Annotated in this window: 14 protein-coding genes; 4 read left to right on the plus strand and 10 right to left on the minus strand. The window is 43.5% G+C overall.

The annotated features are described in order from the left end of the window. Nucleotides 1–19: 19 nt before the first annotated feature. Nucleotides 20–436: an NAD(+)--rifampin ADP-ribosyltransferase gene (gene arr / locus NST39_RS01365; RefSeq protein ID WP_341026600.1), complete on the plus strand. Its 417-nt coding sequence runs from the start codon at nucleotides 20–22 to the stop codon at nucleotides 434–436. A gap of 58 nt (nucleotides 437–494) precedes the next feature. On the opposite strand, the gene NST39_RS01370 is transcribed toward arr, so the two are convergent. The 6 genes from NST39_RS01370 to NST39_RS01395 are packed head-to-tail and all read right to left on the minus strand — an operon-like array spanning nucleotide 495 to nucleotide 7,984. After that, nucleotides 495–2,414 (minus strand): BglG family transcription antiterminator, encoded by a 1,920-nt coding sequence (locus NST39_RS01370; protein ID WP_341026602.1) that lies wholly within the window; start codon nucleotides 2,412–2,414, stop codon nucleotides 495–497. After that, the gene (locus NST39_RS01375) at nucleotides 2,411–3,295 is read right to left on the minus strand and encodes an ROK family protein (protein ID WP_044139204.1); all 885 of its coding nucleotides are present in this window, start codon (nucleotides 3,293–3,295) and stop codon (nucleotides 2,411–2,413) included. Before NST39_RS01375 ends, NST39_RS01370 begins: the two co-directional genes overlap by 4 nt. Before the next feature lie 57 nt (nucleotides 3,296–3,352). Beyond that, on the minus strand, nucleotides 3,353–6,016 hold the full coding sequence (mngB, locus tag NST39_RS01380) for a mannosylglycerate hydrolase (protein ID WP_341026604.1): 2,664 nt from the start codon (nucleotides 6,014–6,016) through the stop codon (nucleotides 3,353–3,355). Between the two features lie 28 nt (nucleotides 6,017–6,044). Further along, the gene (locus tag NST39_RS01385; RefSeq protein WP_003217114.1) at nucleotides 6,045–7,163 is read right to left on the minus strand and encodes a PTS fructose transporter subunit IIC; all 1,119 of its coding nucleotides are present in this window, start codon (nucleotides 7,161–7,163) and stop codon (nucleotides 6,045–6,047) included. 36 nt (nucleotides 7,164–7,199) lie between these two features. Beyond that, the gene (locus tag NST39_RS01390; RefSeq protein ID WP_034620720.1) at nucleotides 7,200–7,529 is read right to left on the minus strand and encodes a PTS fructose transporter subunit IIB; all 330 of its coding nucleotides are present in this window, start codon (nucleotides 7,527–7,529) and stop codon (nucleotides 7,200–7,202) included. Next, complete coding sequence (locus NST39_RS01395; protein ID WP_044139206.1) at nucleotides 7,526–7,984, minus strand: PTS sugar transporter subunit IIA; 459 nt, start codon at nucleotides 7,982–7,984, stop codon at nucleotides 7,526–7,528. Before NST39_RS01395 ends, NST39_RS01390 begins: the two co-directional genes overlap by 4 nt. A gap of 242 nt (nucleotides 7,985–8,226) precedes the next feature. Here NST39_RS01395 and NST39_RS01400 point away from each other — a divergent pair, with 242 nt between their 5' ends. Then, complete coding sequence (locus NST39_RS01400; RefSeq protein WP_341026606.1) at nucleotides 8,227–10,896, plus strand: S8 family peptidase; 2,670 nt, start codon at nucleotides 8,227–8,229, stop codon at nucleotides 10,894–10,896. A gap of 106 nt (nucleotides 10,897–11,002) precedes the next feature. Beyond that, a complete protein-coding gene (locus tag NST39_RS01405) occupies nucleotides 11,003–11,485 on the plus strand; it encodes a hypothetical protein (RefSeq protein ID WP_044139209.1) in 483 nt (160 codons plus the stop codon). A 170-nt stretch (nucleotides 11,486–11,655) separates the two neighbouring features. Here the strand turns inward: NST39_RS01405 and NST39_RS01410 are convergent, their stop codons facing one another. The 4 genes from NST39_RS01410 to mmuM form a co-directional block, all read right to left on the minus strand. Then, nucleotides 11,656–13,008: an IS1182 family transposase gene (locus tag NST39_RS01410; protein WP_341026608.1), complete on the minus strand. Its 1,353-nt coding sequence runs from the start codon at nucleotides 13,006–13,008 to the stop codon at nucleotides 11,656–11,658. A 393-nt stretch (nucleotides 13,009–13,401) separates the two neighbouring features. Beyond that, nucleotides 13,402–14,022: a hypothetical protein gene (locus tag NST39_RS01415; RefSeq protein WP_044139210.1), complete on the minus strand. Its 621-nt coding sequence runs from the start codon at nucleotides 14,020–14,022 to the stop codon at nucleotides 13,402–13,404. Nucleotides 14,023–14,145: 123 nt separating this feature from the next. Beyond that, nucleotides 14,146–15,549, minus strand: a complete 1,404-nt coding sequence (mmuP, locus tag NST39_RS01420) for an S-methylmethionine permease (protein ID WP_044139211.1) — start codon at nucleotides 15,547–15,549, stop codon at nucleotides 14,146–14,148. A 46-nt stretch (nucleotides 15,550–15,595) separates the two neighbouring features. After that, nucleotides 15,596–16,534, minus strand: a complete 939-nt coding sequence (gene mmuM / locus NST39_RS01425; RefSeq protein WP_340960254.1) for a homocysteine S-methyltransferase — start codon at nucleotides 16,532–16,534, stop codon at nucleotides 15,596–15,598. A 332-nt stretch (nucleotides 16,535–16,866) separates the two neighbouring features. Between mmuM and NST39_RS01430 the strand changes: the two genes are divergently transcribed. Continuing rightward, complete coding sequence (locus tag NST39_RS01430; protein ID WP_034320763.1) at nucleotides 16,867–17,697, plus strand: YitT family protein; 831 nt, start codon at nucleotides 16,867–16,869, stop codon at nucleotides 17,695–17,697. Nucleotides 17,698–17,773: the final 76 nt, after the last annotated feature.

Genomic DNA, 17,773 nt, shown 5'->3' on the forward strand with positions numbered 1-17,773 from the left:
CGATAAGGGGCGTGGCTGTATGAATGACAATGAGCAGGTTTTAGATCCTGGCCCGTTTTTTCATGGGACGAAAGCGGAATTGAAGATTGGCGATCTGCTTGAACCGCAGTATTTATCGAATTATCAGGATCAAAAATCAAACCATATCTATTTCACCGGAACATTAAACGCAGCCAAGTGGGGTGCTGAATTAGCAAGATCTGATGCGAAAGAGAGAATTTATGTTGTAGAACCGTTAGGCGAGTTTGAAAATGATCCGAATTTGACTGACAAAAAATTTCCGGGTAACCCCACACGTTCTTATCGGTCGAAATCCCCTTTGAAAATCGTCGCAGAATTAGGTTCATGGAAAAGACATTCCGATGAAGAAATCGATCATATGCTGAGCTCTTTAAAGAAATTAAGTGAAGAAGGGAAAAATGTCATATACGATTGATGATTCTCAATCACACGAAGGCCGCCTCATCAACAGCTGGGCGGCCTTTTGTTCGATCTTATTGAAACAACGCATTCATCAGCTCATCGAATGTTTTTGATTGATTCAGGGAGTGAATGCGGTTTGGATTATCCAGTAAATCAACGGCTTGTTCAAAGAATTGATTCATGCAGGCTGCATCATCCTTATGAATGGCTAATAAAAAGACAAGTGATACTTGGTTTCCCTGCCAGTCAATCGGCTGTTTTAAGTGTGCGATGGCTACGCAGGATGTGCCTTCATTTGTGATGAGCGGGTGCGGCATGGCAATTCCTTTTCCAAGGTAGGTAGACGACATTTGCTCCCGCTCAAGCACCGAGGACCGAAAAGATGACGATACTAGCTGATACGTTTCTAAATGGCTGCATAGTGTGTCTAATACCTCGTCCTTACTGGATAGGTCAGCGTTCAATAAGGTCAATCGTTCTTGAAAAAACGCCATCAGTTCTTGCGAGGGAGTCCCGTGTCCATTTAATAAATGAATGACTTCATTCACCCGCTGTACATCATGATGTTCAAAAAAGGCGCTGACCTGTATCACTGGTTTTCCCTTTGATGCGAGTGGGACGGTTGTAATGATGACATCACAGGGCAGGGTGGTGCTCATGAGATAATCCTGATAGGAATACAGCTCGACGATGTCCAGCTCGTGCTGAAAGGCTGCCTTTAATTTAATTTCAAGTAGTCTTGCCGTCCCTAATCCAGACCCGCACACGATAATGGCTTTCTTTTTTTGCGAGGTATCGAGCTGACTTCTTTCAAATGAAGCGGCGATATGCAGGGCAACATATGCTGCCTCATCTTCATTTGGCGTCCGCACCAGCTGTAAGGCATTCAGCCCGCTGACAGCCAAATCAAACGGGTATGGATAGGACGCTTTGATCTCATGCAAAAGCGGATTTTGTAAGGATACGCCATATTGGATTCGATTTAATAATGGCTTCATATGAAGCATCAAGTCTTGCTGCAGGATGTTGTCATCTGCAAATCGATGTCCGCTCATTTTCTCAATGTGCTGTAGAAAGACCGCAACCGCCTGCTGAACTTCCACTGTCGTCTGATGCTGGGCGGTTTCTTTCCACGTTTGATTTGCCAATAGATGCATGACTAAGTAATCTGTTTCATCCTCTGATAAGGTGACATGAAAGGTGTCACTCACCTGCTGTATGATCTTTTGGGCAATTCTCATCAAGACTGGTGATCGTTGTGTACGAGTGGTACTCGCCGATATTCGCTGGTTTTTTCGTGTTTGCTGAATCGCAATTGCTAAGTGAATGACTAAGTTCTTTAAAGCAATGTCTTTAATGAGCAATGACTCTTGATGCAGGTTCGTCAGGACAATAGATCGAATGGTTTCAAGAGAAATATCGGGAAAATGGAGCTGCTCCCGCTCGGTGATATGAGAAAGTGCGGGCTCTTCTTCAAGGAGTAAGTCTGCATAGCATGTTCTTTTTTGCAACTCGTCTCCCTCAATTTTCAAGCCAAATCCAGGCTTTGACACAAGGGTCATACCGTAACGGGCTAACAGCTCTCGTCCTTTTTTCAAATCACTGCTGACCGTCATGCGGCTGATGAATAGTTCTTCAGCCAGCTGGTCAATTTTTAAGTAATCCGGTTGAAGCAATAGCTTTCTCATCGTAAATCGTACACGCTCTTCTGGCATGACGGGGACGAGAGAGCGGGCAGGAAGCTTTTGTTGATGAAGCCAAAGCAGGAAGGCGTCTTGATCACTCGTTAATAGGATGTATCCCTTTCCGCGGATCGTTTTAATCTTGGCTCCAGCTTCCTTTAACTGCTCATTTGCTTCTTTAATTAAATTGCGGATGGAGCGGTCAGATAAGCGAAAAGAGGCAGTAAGCTCCTCCAGCTTCACGAACCCTTTCGTTTCAAATAGCCGCTGAATCAGCTGATAGGTTCGAGGATCTGCCGTCATCATCATTGCGCGGCTCCTTGCGCCTGTAAGGCATCATTACCAAGAGCGATAGCGCCCATTAAACCTGATAATCCATCAAAGGATGGCTTGGTGATAATTTCATTTAAAGGCTTTGGCAGTTGCAAATACCCATGAAGCCGTTTTTCTGTTTCATCAAGAATGAGCGGCAGCATAGCGGGCTGTTTCATCACACCTCCGCCGAGAATGATGCGCTCTGGCGAAAGGGTGAGTAATAAATTGGCGGTCATCTGCCCGAGATAGTAGGCATGAAGTGACCAGGCAGGATGATCCTCTGGCAGCATGGGTGCCAGTGTATGATAGCGTCCTTCTATGGCAGGTCCAGATGCCAGTCCCTCTAAACAATCATGATGTATAGGGCAGCAGCCACCAAAGGAATCATGAGGGTGCCGCTGCACTGTGATATGACCCATTTCTGGATGCAGCAACCCGTGAATGAGGCGGTGTTCAATATAGGCACCGCCGCCTATTCCAGTTCCAACAGTGATATAGACCAAAGATGCCGGTTTTTCTGCTTCAACTGAAAAGCGGGCTTCTCCGAGTGCTGCACAGTTCACATCGGTATCAAGCTTCATCGGGAGCCCAAGGGCTTGTTTTAAAGTAGAAAGTAAAGGGAATTGGCGCCAGGCTGTTTTGGGTGTCTCTAAAATCGTCCCATAGCTTGGACTTTGTTCTTTTACATCGACAGGCCCGAATGCCCCAATGCCAATGGCATCGACAGGATGCTTTGTAAAGTAATCGATCACTTGCCGGCATGTTTCAATTGGGTTTCCTGTTGCAAAGGAAGTCATGTGTTCAATCGTTCCATCTGTTGTTCCGTAGCCGCAGACAAATTTTGTTCCGCCTGCTTCAATGCCTCCAATTCGCATGATCAATGCCCTCCATTAAAGAGGGGCGGAATCCAAATGGATCCCGCCCCTACATGTTCATTTTTTCTTTACAATGTAGGTTTGTACCTGACAAGGTGTGAGCGGTTCAATGTGTAATGATCCATGTTGTGCTTTGAGTATATGTCCTTCAGGTGTTTCGCCTAAATTCGCTGTTTCTCCGTGATGTAGAGATGAACTATTGATTGAAGCGGCTGTTTGACGCGTTAAATATGGATTGAAGAGACGGATGACAATGCCTGTTCCATGCTCTTCTTTTTTCAGAGCGCTTAGAATGGCTCCGTCTGTCTCAATGTCAAGCAGGCTATAAGTAGATTGTAAGTCTTCTTTTTCATCTCGGAAAGAGAAAATTAAACGACCGTTTAAAAAGTCTGCCCGTTCGTAGCATTGAACTGGGGTTGTATACCGCTTGGCAAGCTGCGCTAAGTGCCCCTCGCTGACAGCATCCTTGCTATAGTGCATGCCAAATGAGAACGACAGTGCACCTTGTAGCTGAGCGTCAGGTGTCTCAACAATTTTTTCGCCAGATGCGCGTCCTGGACGGTAAAGAAGATTTTCTTTCCCCATTTTTCCGAAACAACGGAAAAGCGTATACGCAATCGTTGTGTAGCCTTCTCCTGTGATCTGATATTCTCTCACGCAGTCCGTCAACAGAGCGACACCGTATGCTTCATCACGAAGTGCAGTAAAGGATTGCATCGGTTCAATGGTGATCGGTTTTTCTTCCCAATGTTCATTGCTCCACCATTCAAGCTCTTGCGTGAGCTCTGTTGGGCGTTCGATGGTTCCAAACTGCTGATCGCTCAGTGATACCTTTGATGCGATGCCTGTATCAAAGAGAACACGCAGACGATGGTCTAACGCATGATTGTCGACATCGACATGAAAACGGATGACAGGCTCATCTTTGTTTAATGCTACCTTCGCTGTGATTGGGAGTGAAGTCGTGACTGATTGCTGAGAGCGCTCTTCTAAGTCATAAGGGACATTAAGAGTAAGCTGGACAGTGAGCTCTTCTTGCAAGCCGCTTTTAGACACTGTGATGTCTGCCGAAGAAAGATCCTTGGATGACACATACAGATCCTCACGCGGTGGTGAATAGTTGTAGGAATCCCCGTCGTCTCCATTGTCTTCAAAGATCATTTGCTCAGAGAATGTCCGGCCTGTTCGTTTATCTGTGATCTCCAGTGATCCGTTGTCATTTGCCGCAATGCGGTAATACGTATTTTCAATCGCGTGTTCTTCTGTTTGTTCCCATACAGATTCGCTTGATTCATCGAAAACCATGCTGACTTGTGTATAACCAACGGACGGTAAGTCGGCGGCTTCAATCAGCAGAACGGCTTTCCATACTTGTTTTGGCATGTATACATCTTTACTTGGGTTAAGAGAAATTTGCTGTGCCAGCACATAATCTGTGACATCGGTTTTGTTTTTCACTGTGTACTGAAGCGTTTTTCCATTGGCATCTTTTAGTGTAAAAGGACGTTCTGTGATAAAGGTTTCAACTTCAATAACTTCAGAACGCTTTGAAGGCAGTGTATTAAATAAAGTAAACGTGATTTCTTGCTCTGTTTGCAGTCGAATGGCGATGAGGCGCATGTGTAAGTCCACAAGGTTCTCAGCAATTTCCTTTGCCTGCTTGTAGCGGAAGAAGACATCTTGATTCGTCGTATCACTATTACATCCGCCAATGCTGTCATGCGCTGCATTTTCAAACATGAGGTACCAAATATCACGAACCGTATCATGCGGATAGTCGTGTCCGAGTGAATAGCTGATCGTGAGGATAGGCTCCATCACATTGACGAGATAGTTTTCAATTTGATTGTTTAAGATTTTTAAATCAGCTCGTGTTGAAAAAATAGATTTGTGAATCCGCATATGCTTCGCATGAATGAGCTCTCCTTTTAAAGTTTCAAAAGACGTCCGCTCTTTTTTCACTGCTGCAATGTAATCTTCTAAACTGCTGATTTGATAGTGGTGCTCGTCCAGTTCATTGGCTTTTTCTAATAAGTCAGGCAGGTTTTTGCGGATCGGTGCCTGGTCAAAGCCATTTGGGAAATAGACATTCTTTGTGGTTGCCTTTGCTTGCAACGCACCGATTTTTTCAGATAAAAAGGCTTGTAAGTCCTCATCCTTTTCAGGAATATTTCCACCGTAGTAGTAGCCAAACGGCAGGTTGACCGCAAAGACTTCACTGCCGTCAGCACCTTGCCAATTGAATTCAGTGTGATTCGTCATATGGTCTGAAACGCCGCGCCAAAAAGCTGTATCCACAATGCCGAATCCGCGGTAAATTTGAGGCATTTGCGCGGATTGACCGAAGGAATCAGGGACATAGCCGACTTTCATCACATGACCGAACTGCTGACAGCGTTCAATCCCATATTGCAGGTTCCGTACAATCGATTCACCTGAAATGACGAGCTGGTCGGTTTGGGTATACCATGGGCCGATGATGAGACGTTTGGCTGTGACGAGCTTTTTGATTCGACTCTCATCCTCAGGACGCCATTTCAAGTAATCATCCAATAAGGATGCCTGAGCATCGAGCATGAAGTAATGGAACCTGTCATCTGTTTCAAGGGTGTCTAAAATGTCCATTACGCTTTTCATTAAGTAGATACGGGAGCGGGAGGTGGTGAAATACCATTCCCGGTCCCAGTGAGTATGTGGAATCACATGTACATTGACAGTCATTGATCAACGACACCTTTCTATGTGCAAATTATCCTTCTAGTACAAGGTCAAAATCGTCTTCTTCTTTCTGCTTCTGATCATGCTCAGGTGTTTTTGGTTCTTTTTTCTCAGAGAAATTCACAAGCAGGTTGGCACCAATACCGATGACGAGTGCGCCAGTAAGGGCACCGATTAAATAAGCCCACCAGTTTCCAACTGAGAAGAAGCCATATAGTCCACCAATTGGCGGCATGATGTCATGAACACCTAATAATGCAGCGACCCCACTTCCAGCAGCACAAGCGACGACATTCAGTGGAATCAATTTCAAAGGATTGACAAGGGTAAAAGGGATCGCTCCTTCTGTAATACCGATAATGCCCATGACAAGGCCGCCACGTCCGGCTTCTCTAAAGGTTGGAGAGAAGTTGCGTTTTCGAATCAGTGTTGCAAGCCCGTATCCAAGCGGCGGAATGACAATCGCAATATTGACGAGAATGGCAGGGAGGTAGACGCCTGATAGGAAGAGCGCGTTACCGGCCATCCAAGCAGATTTATTCACTGGTCCGCCAAGGTCAAAGCCAATCATCGCACCTAGAATGAGAGCGAGTGCGAGTGTGCTTGTCCCATCAGCGACCATACCTTTGATCCATTCAATTAATGCCGTGTTCAAAGCGCCTAATGGTCCGCCCAGCAGAACGGACATGAGAAGTCCAGTTAAGCCAACGGTAATAAGCGGTAAGATGAGCAGAGGAACAAGTCCGGCTGCGGAGCCTTTAATTTGAATTTTTCGTTTCACAAAAAGAGCGACATATCCTGCGAAGAAGCCTGCAATAACGGCACCGATAAATCCAGCATTCGTTGAGCTGGCAAGGGCACCACCGATGAAACCGGCCGAAAGCCCTGATTTATCCGCAATCGAATAGGCGATAAATCCAGCGAGCAGGACGTTCATTAAGCCAATCCCTGTCCAGCCAACTTGTTCCATTAAATAGGCGCCGTGCAGTATGCCGCCAGCATCCTTATAGGCGTTTAAATCTGAAACACCAAACCCTAATCCGACTAGTTTTGCTAAACCAACGATAAGGGAGGCACCGATGATTACAGGAAGAATATAAGAAATACCGGTCATGAGATGGCCTTCAATGACTTTTAATTTTGCTTTCATTTTGCTTTGCTCCTTTCTATATGGCATTGCTCACGTTTATTGAGATTCAGATTTTTTCTTTTCAACAAGTGCTACAGCTTTTGTGATGATTTGCTCGGCATTTTTTAAGGCGCGTCCAATCTCGACACGAACTGTGGGAATGCCTGAGAAACGTTCCGCATCGTTGATATGCTGATTGGAGGCAATGATACAAAGGTCTGCCTGTCTTGCTTCCTCTGGTGTAATGCCATTTACCTGTCCCATAATCCCTTGCTGCTCGATTTTGATCTCGTGACCGAGCTGTTTACCCGCATTTTCTAACGCCTTTGCTGCCATTGGTGTATGAGCTAACCCTGCTGGACATGAAGTGACACCGACAATTTTCATTGTGTAATCCCCTCTTTCAATTGTTGTTCAATGACTTCGTAATAGTAGTCAGTGGTTTGACCTGGTTGTATTTTTTCGATGAAAGCCGGTTCCATGAGGCTGGTCGCAATCCCTGACAGTAATTTCAGGTGTGTGACATTTGCTTCTTCTAATGGAACGAGCAGTGTAAATAAATAACTTGTGGGTAAATCGTCAAAGCTTCCCCATTCAATCGGTTGTTCTAGCTCTAAAAAAAGAAGTGAAGCCGTTTGTACAGCGGAGCTTTTTGTATGAGGAATGGCGAAGCCTTGTTGAAGTCCTGTTGAGACTTCGTCTTCGCGAATCAACAAATCTGATAATAACCCCGCCTGATCGTTTGTAATCTGAAGGTCTTCAGCTTTCTCGGCAATGTATTGTAAAATCTCATTCTTCGATCGTCCGTTTACTTGTGTGAAAACATGATCTTTTTGGAACAAGCTGATCCCTTCTCTCTTGTTTGTTAAGCGCTTACAAATTGATTGTAATGTACTTTTCGACATGGTTAAATAGCATCATTTTCCGTTTGAAATGGCAAAAAGTTTATGAAGCTATTTGTCTTGCTGTCTGTATATCTCAAATCCTAGCTTAAAACGAGTTTAATTATGTAAAAAACAGATTCTACTAAATGCATTTCTGTGATATTCTTCCAAGGTATTACAAAAGATAAGGGGGTCTTTTCATGTTCAAAAAGCAGGTCAAATCTTGTGTGGTCGTACTCATGGCCATCATTCTCTGTATGGCGGTATTACCTGGATACGAGGCAGCAGCTGCCAGTAAAGGAACAAATGTCAATGAAGCCATTGGGTTAAAAAATGGTGAAGTCATCTCAGGTACATTACAGAATGAAATGGAAGAGTCATGGTACCAAATCACGCCATCAGCACAAGAGGTGGCAAAACATACACATATGAAAATTTCTGTCAAAAGTAAACAAATGTTATCCGTATCGGTCTATCCAAGTAAAGACAGAGCGATGAAGGATGACACTTATTCGAGATATCGTGTGGACACTGCAAGTGGAGAGACAGAGATCGACTTCCCTCATGCATGGTCAGGTCCTTACTTTGTCAAAGTGCTCTATTTAGGGTCGGAGGAAGACAGCCGTGATGAGGAAGAGGATGCGGCCTATACAATCGGGTATAAAGGAGCTAACCTTCCGCCTTCTGAACCCGTTTTCCCTGAAGACGATGAGCCTGTCATCATTATTATTGAGAAAAAGTACGGGCGAGAAATTCTCCAATCGATTCGTACAATCGAAGATAAACGGTTTAATGAAACACCAAATGGTCAGAAGCTGAGCCGTGTGCTTCAAAAAACAAAGCCATTTCTCAAATCGAAGCTCATCAAACAAAAAAATGAGCAGCAAAAGGTATACAATCATCTGCTGACATTAAAGTCACTGCTAAATGACGTAGAGAAAAATGGTGCATTTAGCGGTCATATTGTAACAAAGAAAGAACAACAGGCGATCCGTTCCCTTTTTGATATGCTCAAAGGGGCAAGTCCTGCCTATTTAAAAAAGGAATTAGAAGCAGTGAGTCAACGTATCGGAATCGATCAGCTTGAAGGAAAATCGATCGGTTATGTATTAGAGAAGCAAAAGCTTGTAAAAGAAGAGAAAGTGAAGACGAATAAGATCATTTTTAAATTAAAGGATGGCCACACGCTTCAATCTGCGAAAAAGAAGATGAAAAGCTATGGAATCCAAGAAAACCGTGTGACATCGCAGTCAGTCAGTCCTTTGTTTAAAGGAATGTATGTCTATGATGTGCCAGCAGGGCAAGAATCAGCTGGAAAGACTTTAAAAGCAGGCAAAGCTGTGATCAAAAGCACTGCAAGAAAGCTGTCCAGCATGCCGAATGTTGAATTCGCGGAGCCTGTTCAAACCTATCGTGCACTGAGCAATGATGTGCAGTATGGATACCAGTGGCCCCTGAAAAACAGTGCGCAAAACAGCGGGAAAAAAGGCGCTGATGTGAAGTTTGAACAAATGAACACACTGATTGGTACAAGCAAAATGAAGCAAACATTGATTGCTGTTGTGGATACAGGTGTAGACAGTCGTTTGACTGATTTAAGCGGGACTGTTCGTACGGACTTAGGTGCGAATCTCATTGGACGAAACAAAGATGCGATTGATGACAATGGACATGGTACGCACGTAGCTGGCATCATTGCCGCAAAAGCCGATAATTATTACTCGATGGCAGGTCTCAACCAACATACGGGCATCATTCCGGTGAAGGTGCTGGATGCCTATGGTTTTGGAGATACAGAGCATATTGCACTTGGAATCAAGCATGCAGTGGATAAAGGCGCAAAGGTCATCAACATGAGTCTTGGCGGCTACTACAGCCGGGTAATTGAATATGCAATGAACTACGCGGCTCAAAGAAATGTACTAGTGGTCGTGGCGAGTGGAAATGATGGCGTTCCAGAAATGGGCTATCCTGCGACATCAAAGTACGCAATGGCCATTGGTGCAAGCAACCGTATGGATATTGCCGCTGAATTCTCAAGCTATGGTAAAGGACTGAGCATGTCTGCACCAGGATCTGATATTCCAAGCTTAATGCCAGATGGGAATGTCTCATACCTGAGCGGGACATCAATGGCGACACCATATGTGGCAGCGGCAGCAGGATTACTGCTTTCTAAAAATCCAACCTTAAAGCCGAATCAAGTAAGGAATATCTTGCAAAGCACAGCCGATAATATCTCCTTTACTTCTGTTGATGGAACAGATGACGTTTTCTATGATGAAAACGATGAGCCAATTGTCGATCCGAAAATTCCAGGGATCGATTGGATGACAGGACATGGCAGACTGAATGCATTTGCTGCTTTAAGTGCTGTCGAACTGAATGCATCTGTCAGCAAAGTGGAGGATCAGCATCAAAAGGTGACAGGTAAAGCAAAGGCAGGCGCTGCTATTTCTGTGTATAGAGGCAAAACCCTGCTTGGAAAAGGCACAGCAGGCAAAAATGGAACCTTTAGCGTGAAGATCAAGCATCAGAATAAAAACAAAGTCCTTCACATTAAGATTTCAAAAGGAAAGGCCGCTACAACGCTCAAAACAGTCGTCAAAAAAGGCAAAGCACCAGCTAAGCCGAAAGTGGGCAAAGTAACGGTCAAAAGTAAAACGGTCAAAGGGACTGCGGGTGCAGGATTGACCATTAAAGTGAAAAACAAATCAAAGAAAGTCATCAAAACGGTAAAAACAAATAACAAGGGCGCATTTACTGCCCAAATAAAACCGCAAAAAGCCAAAACAGTCTTGTATGTGACTGCTTCAGATGTGAGAAAAAGAGAAAGCAAAGCGGTGAAGGTCGTTGTTGTGAAAAAGTAAGAGGAGAGCTTCCCTTTCTAAAAAAGGGAAGTTTTTTTGCTTGTTACTGGAAAAACACCAATTAATGTCGATGGTAATATAGCAGGAAAAAAAGGAGGATTTATCGATGAAAAAAATCATGTTTGCTTTCTTTCTATCATTGCTTCTCGTATTCCCAACCTTTGCACATGCAGAGGAAACAGGGGCAGTACCAGCTTCCGTTCAAGTAACAAGTGTCACCGCAGCCGATAGTGGATTAGTGAATTACGGCTATGGCAGTAAATATCGCGTGGGTTCTTATTATCCAGCTACGTTTAAAGGAACACTAAAAGATACAAGTGGAAATCTCATGCCCAATCAGCCGATCCAGCTTTATTTTGAAGCAGCAATTAAATCATATGCTCAAACAGCGACAGGCACAACAGACGTAAATGGACAATTTTCACTAACGATTCAAGTTCCTTCAGGTGCAGGCTACCTTACATACAATAATGCAGGCTGGTCTACACATTACTATGATATCGTTCCAGTGACGTTCACTTCAAATGACATCAAGCTATCATCAAATGTCACAAGTGTTTACCATTTGGCATATACATTACGTAACTAATCTGCTGGGGGACACGACTTGGCTGAAGCCTTGTCGTTTTTTTCATAGAAAAAAGGATGTCATCATGTGACATCCTCAGATTGTAGAGAAACTCATGTTTTTCTACAATCTTTTTTATTTTCATCGTAATGATGATGGATGAGATTTAATGAAAAAGGCCTCCCACACACCTAGCCTAGCTTCGCTAGGTGTGTGGCAATCTTCTTCATGTTTTGACAGGCAGCTGTGAGAAGCACTTGCTCACTCACATTTTGTTTTCCCCTCAACCGGCAGTAGCGAAGCCCATGCAGTTGTTTTGAATCTGCAAAGCTTCGCTCTATTTTTTCTTTTCTTTTTTTATATAGCTCTTTTCCAGAAGCAGACAGACGATTTTGTCTGATCTTTTCTTTATGTTCTTCCCATACATGTCTTGAGATCACTTTTTGATGATTTTTCGACCTTGTACAGCTCTCTAGGAAAGGACACGATACGCATTTTTTAGGGTCTGATTTGTAGAACCGATAACCTTTTCGATCAGTTGTTGTATATAATAGTTTCTCACCATTTGGGCATATGTAGTGATCATGTTCAGAGTCATACTGAAATTTCCACTTCTCAAATAATCCTCTTGTTGGATGAAAGCGTCTATGTGCGATGACACCAAAAATACGGCGATCGGATAAACCTTTACAGATTGGCGTTGTCAAATAACCAGAATCAAGGGCAACCGCTTCTACTTGAAAACCAAATCGGGCGATTTGGTGATCCAATCGATCAAGATACGGAACAGAGTCATGGATATTGCCGGGCGTGACATGGGCATCCGTGATGATATTGTACTTCATATCCGTTGTACGGTGGTCTAGGTAGAAAAAGCCTTCTGGCTTGTTTTCACGATAAAGATAGCCACTTTCAGGATCAGTCGTACTTTGGCGAATGTCTTTTTTCGTTTGCACCTCCTCTTTTACCTTTAAGGGCTTTTTTCCGTGTGCCACCCGATCTTCTTGGACCGCTTCTTCTAATTCATTTATATAGCTTTGGGTATCTTGTTCAATCGTTTTTCTCGTATATTTATGTTTATTGGCATTGGCTTTAAGATGAGTCGAATCAGTAAAAAGAACGCGGCCTCCTACCATATCATGATTGATGGCTTGAAGCACAATTTCATCAAAAATGTCTTGAAAAATCGTTGTATCTTTGAATCGAGTACGACGATTCCAGCTAATGGTCGAGTGGTGGGGAACGGGGTCATTGATGTTCAAACCTAAAAACCATCTATACGCCATGTTATAGTAAATTTCTTTTTCAAGTTGTCTTTCAGAACGGATACCGTACAGGTAACCGATAAACATCATTTTGAACAAAATAAGTGGATCAAGAGAAGGGCGACCTTTATTCTCGCTATAATACGGTTTTACTTTATCTACAATAAATGAAAAATCAATGTACTGATCAATTTTACGAAGCAGGTGATCCTCTTCGACCAGTTGATCTAGCAATACAAATTCGGCTTCGTGCTGAGAAGAATTTCTAGTGTGGAACATGAGAAAAACACCTTCCTTTAGTATGCTTTTCTCTATTATAAAACGGGGGAATGGAAACTTTAAGGGAAAAAATAAAGCTGTCGAGATTTTCTCGACAGCCTGAGGATGTCATCATGTGACATCCTTTTCTTTTTGTTAGCAAACCTGCTGGGCGGCAACCGAAAGAGTCGATAAACAAACACTCATGAGCCGTGACTCCCAGATTCGATCGAGCGTTTACCTTTTAGTTTTGAGCTTTGATGGATAAGAACTTTTACACTTGAACGTTGATCCTTGAACCTTCAGCTTTGAGCTTTTATCAAGGATCATCCAGAGATGATCAGATGAGGAGGGAATGACCTTTCCCTCGGAGGTGTTTAGTTCTATCGATTTTCGGCTCACTAACAAAATCTATTAATTGATCTGTATTTTCGTTAGTGTATTGCTTTCTGACAAGGAAAAATCAACTTCCATTTGAAAATCCTCAATCTCGGTCGAAAGCTTTTCAATCTTCACTCGAAGACGAAGCGGATCGATGATCGTCGCCTCATTTTCAGCGAGGAACGACTTGACGATCTCTTGGTTGGCAGCCGCTTGTGTTTTTCCGTCTTTTCCAAATAGGGTTTCTAAATGCTGGTCGAGCCTCTTCTTCACATCTTCATTGGTTTGTTCTGCTTTGTCTACTAGCTCTGTGTACACCTTTTTCAATTTCCGTAAATAACGAATATCGTATTCTATCGACGTCTTCCGTTCAATTGCTTCTGCCACCGTCATGCTGACACCCGCAACATCAATCGTTGTCGTCGCATTCGACACAACGATGGCTGATTTGATGGCATTCCGGCGTTTGATTAATGCTTGAATCGATTGGTCATCAGCCTTCGCCTTCTTTTCGATGTCTTCTTGATGTTGAAACCCGTGCTGTATATGTTTCCCGATCATCAATCCACCAAGTACGGCTTCATCAACGGTTCGGTTGATTCTCTTGTCTAACATTTTCAGTTCACTTAATGCTCTTGTAATGGTCATTTCCATATTAGTGACAACTCCCTTGGTTCATCCTGAAAATCATAGATTCCTATCATATACCAAAGTGTGTTTCTTTTACTAGCGATATCCTTTTTTGTCAAATTGTTTTTGATAGAAAAAAACCTGGCGTTATACACCAGGTTCTTCACGTTTTTTCTGAATCCAAGTTGTCACATAATAGGCAGCATAGCAGAGCGCGATGAAAGGGATGCCGCAGATAAGGGCAATCCGCTGATTTGGATCAAAGGCAATGCCGATCACAGAGGCAAGACACAGGAAGAAGGCAGCAATCGGAACCACTGGATAGAGCGGGGTTCGAAAGGAAAGATCATGGAGCTGTCCGCCTTCTTGTAAAAAACGTTTCCGAAACATAAATTGTGAGGCAGCAATCCCCATCCACACGATCACAACGGCAAGTCCTGAGATCGAAACAAGGACAAGGTATACCGTTTCTGGTGCGATGACACTTGATAACAAAGAAAGAATCCCGCCGATCATACTTAAAATCAGTGCATTCAAAGGAATTCCTTTTGATGTCAGCTTCGCCAATTTTTTAGGCAGTGTCCGTTCCTCAGAAAGTGACCAGAGCATACGGGATGAAGCGTATAGTCCAGAGTTTGCGGCAGATAAGATCGCTGTCAAAATGACAAAATTCATGAAATCTGCGGCATATGGGATCCCGATGCGATCAAACACCACAACAAATGGACTTTTGATCACCCCGGCTTCTTCCACTGGGATCAAGCCGGCTAAGACCACGATTGTTCCAACGAAAAACAAGACAAGACGCAGTACGGTTGTGCGAATCGCTCTTGGAATGGTCTCGTCAGGATTGACGCTTTCACCCGCAGCAATCCCAATTAACTCCGTACCTGAAAAAGCGAAATTGACGGCCAGCATCGTCATTAAAATTGGTAAAAAGCCGTTTGGGAAAAGTCCACCTTCCCCGGTGAAGTTAGAAAAGAATGGAGCGGCCTCACCGCCTTTTAACGGAATCAAGCCAAACATCGCAGCTCCGCCAAGAATAATAAAGAGAATAATAGCCATTACTTTAATGCTGGAAAACCAAAACTCTGATTCTGCAAAAAACTTAACTGTAAACGCATTGAGTAAAAAGATAAGAAGAGCAAAGACGCCGCTCCACATCCAAACCGATGTGTCCGGGAACCAGCGCTGCATTAAAAGCCCTGCCGCTGTAAATTCCGATCCGAGTGCGACTGTCCATGTCAGCCAGTACAGCCAAGCAATTGTGTAGCCTGTGCCGGGTCCAATATATTTTGTTGCATACGTATGAAATGCCCCTGTAACTGGCATTGCAACAGACAGCTCACCTAAACAGAGCATCACGAGGTACACAATTAATGCCCCGACAAGATAGGCAAGAATCGTTCCCGCAGGCCCGGCCTGACTGATGGTATACCCAGAGCTTAAAAAGAGCCCTGTTCCAATGACGCCGCCTAAAGAAAGCATGAACAGGTGGCGGCTCGTCATTTTTCGTTGATATTGTTGTGACTCATCTTTTGCTTGTTCCATGTCTTCCCGCCCTTTTGCTTAGAAGTATGTGTGATGATTCATGATGCTATGATGTGGTTAGTTTTAAGATGTCCGTAATATCTTCTGGAGTTGTCCTGCAGCAGCCGCCGATGATATGCGCGCCGTCTTGATACCATTGATGCGCACATTCACCAAATGTATGCTGAGGCGTATCTCCGCTCCATACCTTTTCTTCAGGATCATATAATTCTCCTGAGTTTGGATACACGACAATCGGCTTGCTCGTCCCCTTTTTCATCTCTTGAATGAGAGAAGAGATAAATTGCGGCGGCGTACAGTTTACACCAACAGCAGCGATCTGTTCATAAGGTTCCAGTGCTTGTACACATTCTCTAAGCAAATCTCCTTCACTAATATGAAGGTCGTCCTTCGCGCTGAATGTAATCCAAGCAGATACACCACTGAATTCATCTTGCAGCAGCTTTGCAATGGCCGTTGCTTCAATGAGACAAGGGATCGTTTCACACGCAAGAATATCTGCACCAGCTTCTACTAATGCCTGAATCCTTGGTCTATGAAAATCAATGAGTGCCTGCTCTGTGAGTCCGTAATTTCCTTTATATTCTGAACCATCAGACAAATAAGCGCCGAATGGCCCCACAGATCCTGCGACAAGTGGTTTTGTCCGCCCTTTACGACGCGCTTCATCCTGCCAAAAAAGATCGCGTGCCTCTTTTGCTAAAGTGACAGATCGTTTCATTAGTTCGATGGCTTCTTCTTTTGAATAGCCTTTTTCAGCGAAGCCATCAATCGTTGTTTGGTAGCTCGCTGTTGTGGCACAGTCAGCTCCGGCTTGGAAGTAATCCAAGTGTACTTGCTGAATCAATTCTGGCTGTTCAATAAGTATTTTGGCTGACCATAAACTGTCGTTTAAATTGCAGCCCTTTCGTTCAAGCTCTGTTGCAAGTGCACCGTCTAAAATTAAAGGTGCGTGAGCCTGTAAACGGCTTTGAATAGGATTCATCGAATTGAACACCCTCCTTTTTAGTCGGAAATGATGGATATGATATGAGGCAGTAGTTTAAATGACTAAAGTGTTTTTGTCAAGGAGAGGAAAAAGCATGTGACCGCGGAAAAACCCTGAAAACATGCGGGTTTACATGCATAAACATGCAGTCAAAATAATAGAAAACCAAGTCATTGACAGCCTCTAAAAAGAGATATATATTATGGAAAGGTTCATTTCAGAAAGCTTCGTCAAAAGGCGCTGTCTTTTGATTTTTTTTGTTCAACGACTGTCTTCTTTCGTGCAGAAAGAGGGTTTTTTATATGCTTAAAAAAGGAGGAAAGAAGAAATTGAAAAAATGTGTAAAAGATATCGCAATGATTCTAATTGGTTCTTTTTTATTTGCCGCCGCAGTGAACATGTTTGTCATTCCGCTTGAATTTGGTGAAGGCGGTGTAACGGGGCTGTCCATCATTTTCTATTATTTGTTTGAAATTGCACCATGGCTGACGAACCTAGTGTTTAATGCCATCCTGCTGCTTGTGGGGTATAAATATTTGGACAAGAAGACGACGATTTATACTGTGGTTGCCGTCGCGAGTAACTCCCTATTTTTACACCTGACCACAACATGGGTCGTGAATGTTCACGAATTGATCATTGGAGCCATTTTCGCAGGAATCATTATCGGAATTGGGATTGGTCTTGTGCTAAGAGCAGGCGGTACAACGGCGGGTTCTGCCATACTCGGGAGAATTGCCAACAAGTATTTAGACTGGAACGTGAGCTACGCCATCTTGTTCTTTGATCTGATCGTCGTATTTGCTTCCTACTTTATTATTGGTGCGGAAAAATTAATGTTCACGATTGTGATGCTGTACGTGGCAACAAAGGTGATGGACTTCGTGATAGAAGGGCTTAACACGAAAAAGGCAGTAACGATTATTTCTTCATGCAAAGATGATATTGCCGAAGAAATCAATCACACCTTGGATCGAGGCGTGACGATTTTAAACGGCCGCGGTCATTATTCAAAGGAATCGAAGGAAATTCTCTATGCAGTCATTCAAAAGCAAGAGCTTATGCGCCTAAAGAAAATCATCAAGAAAATTGATCGGGATGCATTCGTTGTTGTCCATGACGTGCGTGATGTGTTCGGAGAAGGATTTGTGAATATATAAAAACGAGAAGACCCCATTCCATTAGGGTCTTTTTTTTATACTTGATACCCCTTGTCACATGATACTATGTAATGTA

Origin of the sequence: Bacillus sp. FSL W8-0645, from assembly GCF_038007905.1 — a bacterium.
Classification (GTDB): Bacteria; Bacillota; Bacilli; order Bacillales; family Bacillaceae; genus Bacillus; species Bacillus pumilus.

Excerpts from the sequence above, each read along its gene's own strand:
- arr (WP_341026600.1), top strand. The coding sequence starts at position 20 with ATGAATGACAATGAGCAGGTTTTAGATCCTGGCCCGTTTTTTCATGGG.
- NST39_RS01370 (WP_341026602.1), bottom strand. The coding sequence starts at position 2,414 with ATGATGATGACGGCAGATCCTCGAACCTATCAGCTGATTCAGCGGCTA.
- NST39_RS01375 (WP_044139204.1), bottom strand. The coding sequence starts at position 3,295 with ATGCGAATTGGAGGCATTGAAGCAGGCGGAACAAAATTTGTCTGCGGC.
- mngB (WP_341026604.1), bottom strand. The coding sequence starts at position 6,016 with ATGACTGTCAATGTACATGTGATTCCACATACTCACTGGGACCGGGAA.
- NST39_RS01385 (WP_003217114.1), bottom strand. The coding sequence starts at position 7,163 with ATGAAAGCAAAATTAAAAGTCATTGAAGGCCATCTCATGACCGGTATT.
- NST39_RS01390 (WP_034620720.1), bottom strand. The coding sequence starts at position 7,529 with ATGAAAATTGTCGGTGTCACTTCATGTCCAGCAGGGTTAGCTCATACA.
- NST39_RS01400 (WP_341026606.1), top strand. The coding sequence starts at position 8,227 with ATGTTCAAAAAGCAGGTCAAATCTTGTGTGGTCGTACTCATGGCCATC.
- NST39_RS01405 (WP_044139209.1), top strand. The coding sequence starts at position 11,003 with ATGAAAAAAATCATGTTTGCTTTCTTTCTATCATTGCTTCTCGTATTC.
- NST39_RS01410 (WP_341026608.1), bottom strand. The coding sequence starts at position 13,008 with ATGTTCCACACTAGAAATTCTTCTCAGCACGAAGCCGAATTTGTATTG.
- NST39_RS01415 (WP_044139210.1), bottom strand. The coding sequence starts at position 14,022 with ATGGAAATGACCATTACAAGAGCATTAAGTGAACTGAAAATGTTAGAC.
- mmuP (WP_044139211.1), bottom strand. The coding sequence starts at position 15,549 with ATGGAACAAGCAAAAGATGAGTCACAACAATATCAACGAAAAATGACG.
- mmuM (WP_340960254.1), bottom strand. The coding sequence starts at position 16,534 with ATGAATCCTATTCAAAGCCGTTTACAGGCTCACGCACCTTTAATTTTA.